The organism is Desulfovibrio simplex (genome assembly GCF_055387835.1).
This window is the reverse complement of the sequence record NZ_AP042377.1, coordinates 916,374-933,051: the sequence shown is the minus strand read 5'-3', so window position 1 is coordinate 933,051 and position 16,678 is coordinate 916,374. Positions and strand designations below refer to the sequence as shown.

Sequence of the window (16,678 nt, the reverse complement as noted above, 5' to 3'; positions counted from 1 at the left end):
TCCGTTTACGCCGTGAACGCGCCGATGCAGCCTCACGGTTTATGGCATGCTTCTTTGAAAAAAGCGCTCATCTTGGCCTCAACGCCCTCTTCATCAAGAAAGTCGGGCAGAGCACGTCGTGCAGCTTCGCCCAGGCGATGGCGTTCATGAGGGGCCGCGGCCAGTTCTTCAAGTACGGAGACCAGACTGGCCACGTCATTTTGCGGCACCACACGTCCATTGCGCCCATCAGTCACAGCTTCTGTCTGACCAGGAAGATCGCTCACAACTACAGCCACCCCGAAAGCCAGCGCCTCTATCAGCGCCGACGGCAGACCGTCCATATCGCCCTGCCGTGTCCTGCGCCCGGGGGCTACAAAAATATCCGCCTTACTGTAAATATCCGGCATATTTTCATGAGGCACCTGCCCCATAAACTGCACGCTGTCGCGCAGGCCCAAACGCAGGACCAACCAGCGCAAACGCAAGCGTTCAGGCCCGCGTCCGACTATCTTGAGCTTGAACTTAATTCCTTTATTTTTCAGGGCAGCGCAGGCTTGCAGGAGGATATCGTATCCTTTGCGGCGGCAAATGGAGCCCACAGCCAGAATACTCAGATCGCTCTCTGCCTTGCCGCCAGCCCCTCCCGGCCCCGCATCGTCTTCGGAAAGGACGGGCGTCAGCGTCAGGGGATCCCGCAACACCACAAATTTGTTCCCAGACATTTCTGGCAACAGTTCACACATGGTCCTGCGCGTTGCTTCGGTGTCGCAGCGCACAAAAACCGCATCCTTGACCTTGGCGGTCCAATTCAGACCAGGGCTGGCCAGGTCGTGCGATTTTACGGCAAAGGCATAGGGCACTTCCAGCAGACGCGAGGCAACCCAGGCAGACGTGGCTGGCCCATGCGCGCCAGCGGCATAAAATATTTCAATATGTTCTTCCAGCCCCCAGCGTGCCAGCAATGCGCCGGAACCAAAAGAGCGCAGATGGTCCCACAGCCAGAGCCCCCAGCGCCCGCGACCGGGCAGAGAGCGCCAAAGCCCCCACAAGCTTGCCGAAGAGCCGCGCATATGGCGGAACATGGTCATAAATGCGCCGAGTATGCGCCATGCGCCGATGCGGCGCACAGCAAGCGGCAAGGCGTAACCTTCGGGGCTGCCTAGCAGGCCGTTGTCGCGGATGGCGTAAATGCGGGTAAGCAGGCCGGCGGCGTGCATTTGATGCGCTTCGCACATGAGACTCTGGCCAGACGGCTCAGGAAACCGCTCCGCCACCAGAGCGCCGCGCACAACGGGCTTGGGGCCGGCAAGAAGGTTATACGCCTCCTGAACGGCAATTCGAGGAATCTCACGCTTGCGGCAATGCAAAATACCGTCTTCAAGGGTGTACACGCTGTCGCAAAACTCAGCCATCTTGGGGTCATGCGTCACTACGACCATTGCCACGCCGCCGGTGTGGCAGAGCGTACGGAAATTATCCATAATAAGGCGGCTGGTTTTGGCATCCAGCGCGCCAGTGGGTTCGTCGGCAAGAAGAATACGGGGATTGTTGACCATGGCGCGCGCGATGGCCACACGCTGCTGCTCGCCGCCCGAAAGCCTGTTGCTGCGGTAGTGCACCCGGGTCGAGAGGCGCACCAGTTCCAGTGCCCGGATAACCCTTTCCCAACGTTCCTGCGGGGGCAGCTTTTCGTAGATGAGTGGAAATTCCACGTTTTCAAAAACAGTGGAATGGTCGAAAAGGTTGCTGGACTGCATGACAAAGCCCATGGTGCCACGTCTGAAGGCGGCGGTCTGTTCTCTGTCAAGATGCAGCACATCCTTGCCGAGGATTTCCAACGAACCGGAATCCGGCGCGTGCAGCATGCCAAGCACGTGCAGCATGGTGGACTTGCCACAACCGGACGGCCCCATAATGGCGACCATTTCACCCGGCTCCACCTCAATATTGACGCCACGCAAGACCGGCGCGAAACCAGCGTAGCATTTGTACAAATCTTTGGCGACGATCACAGGAGCCATGAATCACCCTGTCCATAAGCAGCCGGTTCCGCCATCTCGATGAACAAAACAGGCCGCCAGAATTTTTTACTCAAAGCGCAGAGCCGTAACGACATCCATCCGGCTTGCCTGAACAGCCGGGTACAGGCCGCCAGCCACGCCGATAACGGCGGAAAAAACAATACTGCCCAAACTGCTGGCAAGCAGCAGCGGGTAGGAAATGCCTGTGCCCAAAGACCAAGCTCCCACCTCAACCAGCGCAATGCCCACGGCAATGCCCAACACGCCGCCAGCCACAGATTTACACAGGGCTTCGGCCAGAAACTGGGCCAGAATATCCGTATCCGAACCGCCCATGGCCTTCTTGAGGCCCACTTCACGTGTCCGCGCGCGCACAGCGGCAAATGTGCCATACCAGATGCCGAAGCCGCCGAGCATAAGAGACGCGGCAATACCAAGCCAGAGCAGCACTTCAACCCACAGGAATGTATCCTGGATTCGGGCCAGCTGGTCCTCCTGGGTATGCACTACAAGGTAGGGAGCAGCCTGATAGTCCCTGACAACAGTGGGAATTTTTTTAACCAGAGGGGGTACATCCTGCCAGCCGACGGCGCGGACAAAAAGCCGCGTCACCTTGTCGCCGGCCCAGTTCCGGTCAAGCATGGTCGTATAGGGCAAAAAGCCCCCTTGAGACCAGCTGCCAAGCATCACGCCGCTGACCACGCCTACCACCTCAAAAACATCCTGCTGGAGAAACAGCAGTTTCCCCACGGCATTTGCAGGATCGCCGTAAAGGTCCTGGGCGGCTTCACGGCCAAGCATGCACACACGCTTATGGGCAACCACATCCTCAGTGTCCATAAAGCGCCCGGCAACCAGCGACAAAGAATAGACATCAGAAAAATACTGGTCAATGCCAATAAAGTACACATTGAGCGTGCGTTCACCCTCTCCGCGCAAGGCAAACCCTTTGCCCTCGCGGATATTCTGGCTGACCATGCCCACACCGGGCAGACGGCGCAGGGCTTCAACGGAGTCGGGGTAAAAACCCCGCATGGGCTGACCAGGGTACTGGGCGTCATCCATATATACGCGGATAACGTTTACCCCCCCCATCAGCACCATATCCTGGCCGACTTTATAGCGAATTTCTCGCCCAAGCACCGACAGGACAATAAAAGCCGTGATGCCCAGGGCGATAGACAATATCACCCCGAAGCCGCGCTGGCGTACAACCTGGCGCAGGCTGACGCGAAAAAGGTCGGACATGGCAATCATGACAAAACCACTGTAAAAATATCATTGAACAAACTGTAACGCGCGTAATCTAAACAAAGCGTAATCAGTCGCCGCATACGTGCCGTATCAATCATTCTCCAAAAAGTACGGGAGAATTTTCATTTTGCTCAAAATGGGCAAAATAGTATATATGTCAGAACAGCCACATGTCAAAGGCTATCCGCCAGCAAGGCCGCTGCCCTGACGGTTGCCAACCGCACAGGTCGTCGTCTTGTAAACCATAAAGCTTTGCCAGCCTCATTCAAAACGCCGTTCTATCCGCAACACCTTGCCGCAGTGCCCAACCACATAACGCTGACCGTGCCAGACAATGCTTCTGGCAGGCAGACTGCGAACATAGACCAGTGTAAACATCGCCACAGCGTCCAAAAAACTCAGGCACCAACGCGCAAGTGAAATGGAGCGCCTCAAGAGATTCCGCCACAAATGCAGAACGTTGGCCATCAGCACCACCCACAGCAGCACCAATACCACGGTCAGCCCACTGACCGTGGCAAAAAGCCAACCCAGCAGCATGAAGACCGCAAGCAAGGGAGGCAAAACCATGGCCATGCACATGAAGCCCAGGAGGCCCCACTGCAAGGGCATGCAAAATTTGAGAAAAAGAACCTGCCGCTCCATCCAGGCACGCCAGACATGGCGTTCATGCTTTGTGGCCTCCGTGTGCAGAAGCGCGCCGGGGCATAACCGCACCGGCACCCGCAAGCTTTGCAGACGAGCTGAAAGAGAGCAGTCGTCAACAACGTTACTTGCCCACAGTTCTTCAACAGCGAACCTGCCGAAGGCTTCGCGCGTCATTGCCATGGCCCCGCCCCAGAGCTGGGTAAAGGTCGATACAGCCTGCAAAAGCCGCATAAGCAGAACGCACAAGGCATAGGCAAGCGTTACCGGCCGGTGATCACGCGGGTCCACGACATGATAGCCAGTGGAAAACTCTGCCTCCCCAATGGCAATGGGGCCCACAAGGTGACGCAAAAAATCTGGCTTGGCCGTGTGCGTGCTGTCGCAAAAGACAAAAACGTCTACTTCGTCCTTAACAGCGGCCACACCGCGAAGGCTGTTATGATTTTTTTGGCCGCAATGTTGTGCGGCTCCAGCGACCACATGCCGCACATGGGGATAGTCTTTCTGTATACTGCGGACGAGATCCGCCGCGGGTTCTTCATTCTTCGCCGTAACGAGGACAGGAATATATTCCGGGTAGTTCTGAATAAGCAAGCTTCGCACCGCCGCAGACATGCGCCTGTCCGTTCCGGCCATGGGCACGATCATCCCCACGGCAGGCCACCGGTTTTCCGGCAGGGCGCGGTTGGCCGCCTCGTCAAGGCGTGCACGGCGCGGCAGGGATTCACCCGTCTTTGCCAGAATATAAAGCAACAAAGATTTGAAGCTTGCCAGCACAAACCAAAGCCAAAACATAGCCACTCCTTCGCTACAGCACAGGCCCCTAGAGCAGATTACCTTTGAAATGCTTCACATTTCAATTTGTCATTCAGCCGAAAAATGCGATTTGCGGTAGCCGTTAGCGGATCTTTGCCGCTTACGGATAATCAATGCTGTCTTTATCCATAGTTTCCCGCGTCACAACGCTTTAAGCCTGCGTCGCGACGGCTGAAGCTCGGCTGAATCCACGCCACGTTGCGGCGCGCTGCGCTCATGTGCAGCGTTGGAGCAGTTACACTTTTTCAAAGTTAAAATGCTCTAGCCTTGCGGACCAAACCTTTTCTACCTTTAACGCAGTTTCCGCACTATTCCGGCAAGGGCGCACAATTTTCGGGTGCAAGGGGAACGTCAAGAGTGCGCTTGCCTTCAAGCTGCACCTTCATGCCGTTTTTCAACGTGATAGTGCCTTCAACCTTATCATTGGAAACAAGACGCCCTTTAAAGGCATGACCTGAAGAATGACGCGCCCGGACTTCATTGTTCTGGACGCTGCCGACAATGTGGTACACGTCTACCTGGCCGTTGTACAGACGCAACCGCACGACACCACGCACATTTCCGTCGGCCGAAAAGCATACGCCAACCCTGTAGGTTGAGGAATAGAGCGAGCCCGTCCAAAGCTCCCGCACCTCTACAGGCCCCCCCGCAGGCTCGGCTGTCACGGCCTCTTCCTTGGCAGTCTCAGCGTGGGGCTTGTTTGCGCCGCCAACGTCCGCTGTGGCGTCTGTGGAGACTGTGGATGCATTTTCCTGAGCCTGGGACTCATGAAAGCCTCCCTGGCAAAGAACCATCAGGCTGCCCAACAGCAGACAGCCGATCAGCAAATACCCCCTGTGCCGCAAAACGGCCTCGGCACAGGCATCAGGCGCGCAACGACCTAAAATATATTTTATTCCTGGGGAAGGACCTGCCATCCCCGTACCAGGCGCGGATTCTGGCCCACGCAACGCTTCAAGTTTTTCTTGAACTCTATCCATACATTTCATACACGACTCTCTTCTGCACAAAATCAAATCAACATACCAAGATGGCTGAATATTTTTTCATGTGCCGTTACCATTGCCGCAAAGGAAAAATCCCTCTCAACCTTGTGCCTGCCAACAGCCCCCATTGAATCACACAAGGCGCTGTCATCAAGAAGGCGGCAGCAATGGCGCGCCAAGGTGGCGGCATCTCCCGCGGGCGAAAGCAATCCGCTATTATCATGCTCAACCAGGCGCGGAATCCCACCCACAGAAGTGGCGCATACAGGCAGTCCGCAGGACATGGCTTCAAGAATAACATTCGGTTGCCCTTCCCGCGCCGAGGACAAGGCAAAAATGCGCGCGGCGGCGTAATGGGGCCGCATGTCCAGCCCTCCGGGAATAAAGTCAACACTGCCGCCCGCAGGATTTTCCGCGGCCCAACGTTTGAGAACGGCTTCTTCCGGCCCATCGCCCACAAGACGTAAACGGGCAGCGGGATAACGCTGCAACACAAGTTCAAAAGCGCGCAGCAGCGTCAGATGATCCTTGTCGCCCGCCAGGCGAGCAACGCAAAGTATGAGCTGTTCCCGTAGCGAAGGTGCAGGTTCTGCGGGAACAAAGAACTCTGTATCCACACCGTTGGGAATATAGCTGAGCCGGCCAGATGAAACGCCAATGCCCTGTAATACCTGAATCAGGGCTTCAGAATTGCATATCATATGGTCAGCCAAACGCCAAAAGTACCGTTCATGCTGTCGTGCCGGGGCTCCCCCGCCACGACAGGTGCCAACTATCAGGGGACGCCCGGTCCCATCAAAAAGGCGCAGCACGCGCCCCCATATACGGCCCCAAATATTGGGCAGGGCCGTGCAGGGCACGATAATATCCGGGGCCAGCCTCTTCAGGCTGGCTGCCAATTGCACAAAAAAGAAAAAAGGCACCCGACGCCCCATACCTATATGATGCAGCTCAATTTCAGCCTCATGGGCGGAAGCGTCGAGATCAGTCGGCCCTGTAAGGGTAAGCATGACCGGAGTGAATTTTTTTCTGTCGAGGCGGCGGGCCAATTCCAGAGTTTGACGTTGTGTTCCGCCGAAGCAGAGGTCTTCCATCAAAAAAAGAACGCGCAGAGGTGTGGGCATGATTCTCCTTATGGCGCCAAAAGTCGTGACTGAATCTTTTGACGCAAAGCATTCGCCCGGCAGGACAACCAACGCCAGGTGAACGATTGCGCCCATTTTTATGTATTCCAGAGCTATTTGCAAGCGACGTCCTGCCCGGCTTTCGCCAGCGTTTCTCCTTTGTTGCGACTCTGTTGCATTGCCATATCAGGAAGTTGAGTTTACTATGCCCCAATGACCAAGCCATCATCTGCACAGCAGAACGCCAGCCAGCCTCTTTATGTCATTGTCAGTCTTGATGTGGAAGAAGAAGGGCTTTTTTCTGGGCGGTATGCGTCTTCGGGATGCGGCGTGCGCAATGTGGGTCTGCTTCCACGACTTGCCCCCCTCACCCGCGACCTGGGCTTCCCCTTGACGCTCTTTTGCGCCCATACTGTTTTCAGCAGCAATGAAGCCCGCCCTCATCTGGCCTGGATGCGTGACAAATGTCAGGCTGAAATTGCCGCTCACCTCCATCATTGGAGTACGCCCCCGCTTCTTTCGTGCGAGGGATCTTCCGACTGCGCGGAAGGCTCCCCGATCCGCACGGACGTACTGCCGCGCGAACTGCTGCGCCAACGCCTGAGAACCCTGCTGGACGCCGGTCATGATTTTCAAGGCGCGCCCCTGACCAGTTTTCGCATGGGGCGATGGGACCTGAAATCCACTGTGCGCCCGTTGCTGGCGGAGGAAGGCATTACCTTTGACAGTTCCGTCTGCCCATTACGGGTTTTTCGTGGCGGGCCTGACCATTTTCTTGCGCCGACTGACCCGTACTGGGTCGACGATGCTCCAGGCCTTCTGGAATCTCCGGTTACGCAGTTGCCGTTGCATCCGCTTCTGGCTCGCCTATGGTACGGTTTGACCCGCAAGCGGCCTGTGGCGGACTCTTTCCATTTCTGGGGAGCGTTAAGTCCCAACCCGGTATGGCACAGCCAGACCATCATGCGTGCGGCGGCCAAGATGTTGTTGCGGCGCGGGGGACGGGTACTCAGTCTTTTCTGGCATTCCTCCGAAATGTTGCCAGGCGGTTCACCCAATATACCGGATAAAGCCGCAGCCGACGCCTTGTACCAAAAAATATATGACTATTTGCGCTGGCTGCGTGATAATCATGACGTCATGGGAGTTACTGCGGCGCAGCTCCGAGATGTTGCGCCTTCGCTGCATTTCGGAACACGCCCAACGGGAGATGGAGACTGGTAATGCCCCGCGTAATCATGGTCCTGCTGGACGGACTCGCCGCTGCCACAGCCCGGCAATGCCTTTCCTATCCGCAAGCCCTTGAGGAGGCCGGCGAAGCTCAATACGCCGAACTCATGTGCTTTCTTCCTCCGCTTTCCCGGCCTGCCTACGCAACGCTGCTCTGCGGGCTGCCGCCTGCGCGAAGCGGTATTTTTCATAATGGCGGTTCTGGGCCCTGCCCTGCGCCCACCATTTTTTTCAGGGCGCAAAATGCCGGGCTTGTGACCGCCGCTGCCGCCTACTACTGGATGAGCGAGCTGTGCAACACCTCCCCCTTTGATCCGGCGCTGCATCGCTTGACCAACACCCCAGGCATGCCCATTGAACATGGCCTGTTTTACAGTAACGACGCCTACCCTGACGACGAACTTTTTCACGATGCTGCCGCGCTTTGCCAGTGCTTTGCCCCGGATCTTTTACTGGTGCATTCTATGGGCATTGACCATGCAGGGCACTGTTACGGAGCCCACAGCCGTGAATATCGCGATGCCGCCCGCCACGCTGACGGCCTGTTGGCCAGGTGGCTCCCGCTGTGGCTGAGCCACGGATATTCTGTTCTGGTAACCAGTGACCATGGCATGGATGCGGACCACGGGCACAACGATAATACAGAAGCGACCCGTCGTGTTCCAATGTGGCTGTTGGGTACAGCCTGGAAAAACCTGAGCATGCCTTCCCGACAGACCGAAATAGCCGATCTTGCCCTGCGTGCGCTCGGGCTGACAGTAGGCGTGCAGTCAACGTAAGGAGCGGATGATGCAGAAAGACAACATGGCCGGAGGCCCCATGTTGCAGGTAAATCCACAAGGCAGCGGCTATGTGTGGATTTTGTTTGCGGCGTTTTTCTGGTCTTTGCTTGGCGTCGCATCCAAATTTTGCATTGCCGGCGGCTTGTTGCCTCTTGAAACAGCTTTCTGGCGGGCGGCTATCGGGTGCTTGTGCTTTATAATCCACGCGGCAATAACAGGCTCATGGCGCGTCAATGTTCGTGATGCGCTTGTTTTCATGTTTTTTGGACTATGGGGAACGGCAGTCTTTTTCGCTGCCATGCAGATTTCCATCAAACTCAGTGGTGGTGGCACAGCAGTAGTGCTTTTATACACTGCCCCTGTATGGGTTGCCTTTTTTTCCCGCCTTCTTTTTAAAGAACGGATCACAAAACGTAAAATACTGGCCATTGGCATAGCTCTATGCGGCACTGCACTGGTTTGCTTCACTGGGGGCAGCATTCCCGGTGAGGCATCCGTTATGGGAATATTTTTCGGGCTGCTGGCTGGCTTCTGCTATGCGACGCACTACCCGTTTTATCGTTGGTGGCAGACGCGCTATTCGACAGCGGCTATCTATGCGTACATGCTTCTTGGCGGCTGCGTTGCCCTGGGCCTTTCTGAACCCATTCATGTGAACCACAGCCTTGATATATGGGCCTGGCTCATAATTCTTGGTTTTTTTACCTGCTACGCGGCATATTTCTGTTATGGTATGGGGCTAAAGCGCATCAGCCTCGTCCGCGCCGCTGTTACCTGCCATTTGGAGCCAGTACTCGGAACTCTGTGGGTCTGGTTGTTTTGGAATGAAAACTTTACTCCCCTCGGCTGGTTGGGCTGCGCACTCGTACTCGGGGCCGTGCTTTTACTGACAACGGACAAGAGCAAAGAATAGCGCACTTACGGGCTACAAGCATACGCCTATTCCGGTGCGTTTATGATCCGCGTTACGCCCTTCCTTCTCTGTTGCTGTAAGGGAGGCGCTGTACGTCCCTACAGCCGTGACATTATTGTAACATGTCACCGGAAAATCCAGCACAAGAGCCATGAATCATCTGCAATTGCGCATGAGAGTCAGATCTAGCGCACCCTATAGCATTTTCGCATTGAGAATATCTATTCCCAATGCTTCCAAGACTCCCGCTTCGGCGCGTACACCTTCACGACAAGCACCTGCCACCGGCGGCCAGAACAGCGTAAAAGATACGTTGCTCCACCGGTTGCGCCTTGCCATCATATAAAAATCCTCCGGCCAGAGGCCGGAGGATTTTTATCAGTGTGTACTATCGACGCCGTCAGGGTCGCTGTCAGGGCAACAGTACAAGGTTGTAGGCATCGGCCTCATCCAGATACTTTTTCGCCACTGCTTGCACCTGGGCCGGAGTCAGCTTTGCGGCCTTTTCGATGAGCTGCCGCTCAAAATCATAAGGCCGCCCCAGCAAGGCGTCGCTGGCGGCATCCCCCGCCCGTGATCCAAGGCTCTGCCGGTCACGGTAGTACGCGCCCAGCAGCCGGTTGGCCCCGGCCTCCAGCAGCGTCGCGGACAAAGGTTTTTCCCTGATGTCGCCAATTATCTTGGCAAAGCCCTTTTGGGCCTGCTCCACCTTGTCCGGTGTGGTGCCAATATAAAAAGCCATCATACCCGCCTCGGGCATGCTGCGATAAAAAGCCGTCACCGTGTAGCCGAGCCCTTCCACATCACGCATCTGGCTGAACAGCAGGCCGCTCTGGCCTGAAAGCACGGACTGGAGAAGCATGAGGGCCGGCGCGTCCTCATGGGTTGGCGGCACGGCCTTGAAGGCCTGAAGCACATGGGCCTGGTTGCGGCCGGGCAAATGCAGATCAAGCTTTTTGTCCTGGCCCCACACTGGAGCGCCGGGCGCGGGAATATGCGTTTTCGGCACAGGCAGGGAGCGGGCAAAGGCCAGCACCGCTTCGCGGTCAAAATCGCCTGCGACGGAAAGAACCCACGGCTGCCCCAGCTGTTCCTGCCAGAAAGCGCGTACTTCCTTTCCTGTCAGACGGTCCAGAATTTCCGGGCTACCGAGGCCGTCATAGCCATAGGGCTGCCCCCCAGGGAAAAGAAAGCCGCTGAGTCGGGAAAACAGGTATGCCGTGGGCCTGTCGGCACGCTGCCTGATGGCGGCTTTCATACTGTCGGCCTCACGGCGTATTTCTTTTTCTTCAAAGCGCGGGCTGCGCAGCACTTCTGCCAGCATGGAAAAATAGTCCGTATTGAAACGCGCCGGACCAGTGATGGACAGGGTGAAGCTTTGCAGCCCGGCGCTGGCGTCGATGGCTGCCGCCCGGTCAGCAAAAAATCGTTCCATAGCCTGGGCGTCCAGTTTGCCGCTGCCCGTTGTCAGGGCGCGGGCCGTGAGACCGGCAAGCCCTTGCTGGCTGGGCTTGAGGAGCGCGTTTCCACCGGGCAGCATCATATCCATGGCCACATAGGGCACGGTTGCGTCAGGCAGAAGAATAAGGGTACGTCCTTCGCCCAGTTGCACCACCTCGCGCTCGCCCGCCTTCATGGCCCGGGCCTTTTGCGCATGGTCGCCATCGGCCCCTGGCCAGTTCTGCTGCAATATGGCCTCAAGGTCAGGCAACTTCGCTCCCTCGGGGGCCAGTACGCGCACACGGGCCTGCCGGGGATTGAGCCACTGTTGCAGGGCTTGCGCCAACTGGGCCGTATCCACATTGTGCTGAGCAAAACGCAGGTTCATCTCGGCCTGTTCGCCGCCCAGCTCAAACTGCACGGTGCCAAGCCACGAGGCCAGTCCGTTAAGCGTTTCACCGGCACGGTCCATATTGTCCTCAAGGTTGAACCTTGCGCGCGCGACGGCTTCGGGCTTGAAGCGGTCCGCCTTGAGCGCCGCCATATCCCTGGTCAGTTCACGCCAGAAAGGCTCCACCTTTTCCACATCAAGCTGAGCGCTCAGGTACACAAGCCCGGCCCGCGCCAGACTCATGTTGCCCATGCCGATGCTGTCCACCATCTGCTTTTCATACTTGAACTTGCGGTACAGTTCTGAAGTGCCGTCACCGCCCAAAAGATAGCAAAGCACGTCAAGGTCGACAGACCGCAAGTCGCGCAGGCCGGGCGCCGGAAAGGCCATTCCCATATACACCTTGTTCCAGGGGCCGTGGACGACCTCCACGCGGGGGCCGCCCGCAGCATCTGTCAGGTTTATGGGCTGCACTTCGGCAAGGTCGCCGCTGTTGGTCAGCCCGCCAAAAAGTTTCTGGCTGTAAGCCAGCACCGCTTCCGGCTCAATATCGCCCGCCACAAGAAGCAGCATATTCTGCGGCTGGTACCAGTGCCGCACATAGGCGCGCAGGTCTTCGGCCGTCACGGCGCGTATGGTGTCCTTGAAGCCGATGATGGGACGGCCGTAAACCGTGTTTTGCAGAGCCGATGTCTGCAGGCTTTCAAACAGCCTGCTCATGGGCGAATCCTGATCGCGCTCCAGTTCGGAAATGACCACTTCTTTTTCCGACTCCAGCTCCTTGGGATCAAGGGAAGGCTGGAAGGCCATTTCCTTGACCACATCCATGCCTGTGCGCCAGTGCGCGGCGGGCATGTCGGTCATATACCAGGTTTTGTCAAAGCTGGTCGCAGCGTTGAGATAACCGCCAAAAGCCTCCACGTCGCGTGCAACCTGGCCTTTGGGCCTGTGCTCGGTTCCCTTGAAAACCATATGCTCGAGCATATGGCTTATGCCCGCCTGTTCCGGCTTTTCATTGGCCGATCCGGTACGGACATAAAGGCGCGTGGCCACAAGGGGGAAACGCGCATCCTTGACAATATAGACTGTAAGCCCGTTGGGCAGACGTGTGAGCATACGGTCGTCTTTGCGAACCGTCTCGCCACTGGCCGCCTGGGCCGTTGATGACAGAACCAGCACGAGGGCCAGAACCACCAATGAGAAAAAGCGCCGCATGAAACCTCCTGCGCTGCGGCCGCAGCCGCTTGTTGATGTCAGGCTTTTCAGCGTCATGCTGCCTGTTGTGGGCGGCATGAAGGAACAGCCTTGCAGGGATGAAAAAAAACGGGACTTCACAGCCCCGTTTTTTATAATAGTTCTCAACGCGTCATGAAGCAAGCGCCAAGGCCCTCCTGCGCGCACCCAAGACAACGAACCGCCGGGCCTGTTGCGCCCCGCCGTAAAGGTCCCCCCAGCGCACATCCAGGCCAAGCACATGTCTTGCGCGTTTTTTACAAAAGCCTGCGCGGAGCAGAAACACTTTTTCGTGATTGGTCTGCATGACGTGATACTCGGAAGGCGCTGCCCGCCCCTCACACAAAAAGATCTTTGAACCACAAAAAGTTACAATAAAAGTTTTAGGGGGTGGGGGCGTGGGGGAGGAGACCCTTTTACAAAAGGGTCCCTCCCCCACAAAGCATTCTTGTTTCGCAAAAGCTCCCTCCTCCACAAAGCATTCCTGCTTCACAAAACGTCCCTCCCCCACAAAACATTTCGAGGTGAAACGGCTCTAGTGATTGGCCGCCTGAAGTTTGGGCAGGGTATTGGCCCCGTGAGGCAGCAGTGTCGCGCGCACGTCTTTGCCGCCGTTGAGCTTTTTTGCCAACGCAAGAGCGTCGTCCAAGGTTGTGACAATATGGATCTTTGTTTTGGCAAAGTCCGCCGCAGCCATAGAACAGACCATGATGAGGTTGTGCTTTTCCGCAGATTCCGCGAACAGAAAACCCACATAGCTGCCGATGGAAAAATTCTCGCGCAGGTCTTTTTCGCGCGCTTCCATATTGTCAAAATCGCGAATCTGGCGCTCGGTGTCCGGGCTGCCGAAACCTTCGGTGCAGGCTGACAGGATGATGATGGTGCCGCCCTCGCTTACCACCGCAAGGGCGTTGGCCAGGGTTTTGATGGTCTGGTAAAAATTGATGTCCTTGGGTGCGCCGCCCGCGCTGGCAATGACCAGAGGCGTGCGCTCGGCCACATTGACGCCGTCGATGGCGTCAACCAGGGCACAGGCCTCGCGGTGGGCCTGCACCATGTCGCCAGCCACGGCCTTGATGATGTTGTAGTTGTCGTCCACCACCACGTTGAGCAGAAAACTGGGTTTGGCCAGCAGCGCGGCTTCTTCAAGGTCGGTGTGGAAAATATTGCTGCTTTCCATATTGGCGCTGCGCACGGCGGCATTGGAGCCACTGCCAAATCCTTTGTTCAGGGCCAGATTGTGGTGCCTCTGAATGGTCTCATAACTGGCTATGCCGGGCAGCAGGTATTTGGGGCCGCCGCCGTATCCGGCCAGAAAGTGGTACACTACGCCGCCGGTCAGAATAATATGGTCGCTTTCCAGGGCAATGCGGTTGAACCACACCCCGGTGCCATGGCTGGTGACGCCAGCCTTGACCATATCCGCCGATTCCCGGCACTTGTGGTCAACAACCCCAATGCGGTTGTAGATATCTTCGGACACAATGGCAATGTGTTCCTCACGAGACATGGGGCGGTGCGTGCCGGTGGCCGTGAGGATGCGGATGTCCGCATCGCGGATGCCACACTTGCTCAGGCGGGCCACCACGGCAGGAACAAAGACATCGGGCGACTGCCAGAGGCGCGTGGAATCGGGCACGACAATACATACGGTCTGTCCGGGTTTGAGCATTTCCTCAAGCCTGAGTGAACCAATGGGGTTATCCAGAGCATCGTTGATATGCTCCAGTGCACTCTTTGCGGGCAGCGCAACCGTATTGGAATGCAGTTCAGCCGCTATAAGGCCGCTACCAAGCTCCACTGAAAATTCCCTGTCGCCGTATTTCATGTAATGCTGCGCCATGGGTCGTGTCCTGTTTGTTGCTGTACGCAAATACGGCGCGTGGCTTGTTCGAGATGATTCTGCCGTCGCGCCAGTTCGTTCAGGGACTGTTATGCCTCATACCGGGTTTTGTGAAGTGGTAAAAATTCCGGTCACGCGCGGCATCAGTGCTGCGCAAACAGCGCATTGCCCGTCATCACAAGGCCCGCGCAGGCCAGCATGATATCAATAAGAAGACGAAAGGTCGCTTCAGACAGGCCAAGTACAAAGCGTTTACCCAGAAGGGTACCCACCGCCAGCGCCGCCCCCACCGCAAGGCCATTGCCCAGCACTGGCAGAGGCAACCCGCCCACAGCCCCAAAAGCCAGGGCCTTGGCAAGATACACGGCTATGGAGGCGGCCGCCTCAGTGGCAAGCAGCGCGCCCTTCACCAGACCGAATCCGGCAAAAATGGGAATGGTCAGCGGCCCGGTGGAATACACGACTCCCGTGAGGTAGCCCACAAAGCCGCCAGCCAGCGCCATTTGTCGAGGCCCCAGTCGCATGCCGCGCGTACGACTGGCCCTCCGCAACCCGATGAGAGCAAAAAAGAAAAGGCCGATGCACAGGTTGGAAATGTCCACAGGCATAATCCAGAGCGTACGCACGCCCAGCACCGCCGCAGGCACGGCCGTCAGCGAATAGCAGACAAAGGCCTTGAGGTTTATCTGCCGCCGCCAGGCTACCACCCGTGAGGCATTGCCCGCAATTGAAGCAATGGCCATGATGGGAATGGCCGCCTTGGGACCGAAGGCCAGACTCAGTACCGGCAGCAGGATTATGGATGACCCGGTGCCCACAACTCCGCTCACGGTTCCGGCCGCGATGCCGCATAAGGCGATGAGCGCATATATCACGGTCTGCCCCAGGTTCTGCGCAATATTAGAGGGGAGTAATCCGCCCATTACAGGGCAGATAAACTTAGGGATGGAGCGGTGTCAGGAGGCGCAATCTCTGGCCCCCCGCTTCAGATCAGAAGATTCTTTATACCATACTAGAGCAGATTAACTTTGAAATGCTTCACATTTCAAAGTCTTCATTCAGCCAAAAATGCGATTTTCGGCTGAATCCACGCCACGTTGTGGCGCGCTGCACTTTCGTGCAGCGTTAGAGCATTTACACTTTTTCAAAGTTAAAATGCTCTAAAATACAATAAAATTTTTGAGTGGTGGTGCGTTGGGGAGGAGACCTTTTGCAAAAGGTCTCCTCCCCAACAAAGCATTTCAAAGTGACGTCGCTCTAGCCGCCCAGGTAAGCTTCCTTGACCTTGGGGTTTTCCAGCAGGCTCCGGCCCGGCCCTTCCAGCACCACCCGCCCCACTTCCAGAATGTAGGCGTAGTGCGCTACCGAAAGTGCCGCATAGGCGTTCTGTTCAACCAGAAGCACGGTTTTGCCATCGGCATTGATGCGCCTGATTATTTCAAAAATCTCGCGCACCAGCAGAGGAGCCAGACCAAGAGAAGGCTCGTCAAGCATCAGCAAATCGGGACGGCTCATGAGCGCCCGCCCCACCGCCAGCATCTGCTGTTCGCCGCCGGAAAGGGTGCCGCCCTTCTGCCAGCTGCGTTCTTTAAGCCGTGGAAAAAGCGTATACACCCACTCGATGTCGTCCGCGATTTCCTTGTGGTCACTGCGGGAGTACGCGCCGAGCATCAGGTTTTCCTCCACCGTCAGGTGAGGCAGAATGCGCCGACCCTCGGGTGAGAGCGAGATGCCCCGCCGTACCATATCCTCGGGCTTGAGGCCCATGAGAGAGGCCGGGGCTTCGCCCTCGTGCCTGGTGAGCAAGATCTCGCCGGACACGTTTTTGTTCAGCCCCGCAATGGAACGGATAATACTGCTCTTGCCCGCGCCGTTGGCTCCAATGAGCGTCACTATACTGCCGCGCGGAATCTTGAGGCTCACACCCTGCACGGCCTGAATGCCGCCATAGCGCACATGAAGGTCACGAATTTCAAGCATACTGCACCATATCCATTATATCTCCAACCCGTGTG

General features: G+C 56.9%; 12 protein-coding genes. 3 read left to right on the top strand and 9 right to left on the bottom strand.

Annotated features, from left to right (window positions below; all coding sequences use genetic code 11):
- Positions 1-32 precede the first annotated feature (32 nt).
- The 5 genes from ACZ5DH_RS03850 to ACZ5DH_RS03830 form a co-directional block, all read right to left on the bottom strand.
- Positions 33-2,003: a glycosyltransferase gene (locus ACZ5DH_RS03850; protein WP_464255834.1), complete on the bottom strand. Its 1,971-nt coding sequence runs from the start codon at positions 2,001-2,003 to the stop codon at positions 33-35.
- A gap of 66 nt (positions 2,004-2,069) precedes the next feature.
- Positions 2,070-3,260, bottom strand: coding sequence for an ABC transporter permease (locus tag ACZ5DH_RS03845; RefSeq protein WP_464255833.1), 1,191 nt, complete (start codon positions 3,258-3,260; stop codon positions 2,070-2,072).
- A gap of 258 nt (positions 3,261-3,518) precedes the next feature.
- Positions 3,519-4,700 (bottom strand): glycosyltransferase family 21 protein, encoded by a 1,182-nt coding sequence (locus tag ACZ5DH_RS03840; protein WP_464255832.1) that lies wholly within the window; start codon positions 4,698-4,700, stop codon positions 3,519-3,521.
- A gap of 329 nt (positions 4,701-5,029) precedes the next feature.
- Complete coding sequence (locus ACZ5DH_RS03835; protein ID WP_464255831.1) at positions 5,030-5,548, bottom strand: hypothetical protein; 519 nt, start codon at positions 5,546-5,548, stop codon at positions 5,030-5,032.
- A 185-nt stretch (positions 5,549-5,733) separates the two neighbouring features.
- Positions 5,734-6,831: a glycosyltransferase family 4 protein gene (locus ACZ5DH_RS03830; RefSeq protein ID WP_464255830.1), complete on the bottom strand. Its 1,098-nt coding sequence runs from the start codon at positions 6,829-6,831 to the stop codon at positions 5,734-5,736.
- A gap of 213 nt (positions 6,832-7,044) precedes the next feature.
- On the opposite strand from ACZ5DH_RS03830, the gene ACZ5DH_RS03825 reads away from it, so the two are divergent.
- Genes ACZ5DH_RS03825 through ACZ5DH_RS03815 form a run of 3 tightly spaced genes read left to right on the top strand, consistent with a single transcriptional unit; the run spans position 7,045 to position 9,756 of the window.
- The gene (locus ACZ5DH_RS03825; RefSeq protein WP_464255829.1) at positions 7,045-8,055 is read left to right on the top strand and encodes a polysaccharide deacetylase family protein; all 1,011 of its coding nucleotides are present in this window, start codon (positions 7,045-7,047) and stop codon (positions 8,053-8,055) included.
- Positions 8,055-8,840, top strand: coding sequence for an alkaline phosphatase family protein (locus ACZ5DH_RS03820; protein WP_464255828.1), 786 nt, complete (start codon positions 8,055-8,057; stop codon positions 8,838-8,840). Before ACZ5DH_RS03825 ends, ACZ5DH_RS03820 begins: the two co-directional genes overlap by 1 nt.
- 40 nt (positions 8,841-8,880) lie before the next feature.
- Positions 8,881-9,756 carry a DMT family transporter gene (locus ACZ5DH_RS03815; RefSeq protein WP_464255827.1) on the top strand — a complete coding sequence of 292 codons (876 nt, stop codon included), beginning with the start codon at positions 8,881-8,883 and terminating at the stop codon, positions 9,754-9,756.
- Positions 9,757-10,168: 412 nt separating this feature from the next.
- Here ACZ5DH_RS03815 and ACZ5DH_RS03810 read toward each other — a convergent pair whose 3' ends face one another.
- From ACZ5DH_RS03810 to ACZ5DH_RS03795, 4 genes are all read right to left on the bottom strand, one after another.
- A complete protein-coding gene (locus ACZ5DH_RS03810; protein ID WP_464255826.1) occupies positions 10,169-12,802 on the bottom strand; it encodes a M16 family metallopeptidase in 2,634 nt (877 codons plus the stop codon).
- Between the two features lie 553 nt (positions 12,803-13,355).
- Positions 13,356-14,663 (bottom strand): lactate racemase domain-containing protein, encoded by a 1,308-nt coding sequence (locus ACZ5DH_RS03805; protein WP_464255825.1) that lies wholly within the window; start codon positions 14,661-14,663, stop codon positions 13,356-13,358.
- A 143-nt stretch (positions 14,664-14,806) separates the two neighbouring features.
- A complete protein-coding gene (locus ACZ5DH_RS03800; protein ID WP_464255824.1) occupies positions 14,807-15,538 on the bottom strand; it encodes a sulfite exporter TauE/SafE family protein in 732 nt (243 codons plus the stop codon).
- Between the two features lie 382 nt (positions 15,539-15,920).
- On the bottom strand, positions 15,921-16,643 hold the full coding sequence (locus ACZ5DH_RS03795) for an ABC transporter ATP-binding protein (protein ID WP_464255823.1): 723 nt from the start codon (positions 16,641-16,643) through the stop codon (positions 15,921-15,923).
- Positions 16,644-16,678: the final 35 nt, after the last annotated feature.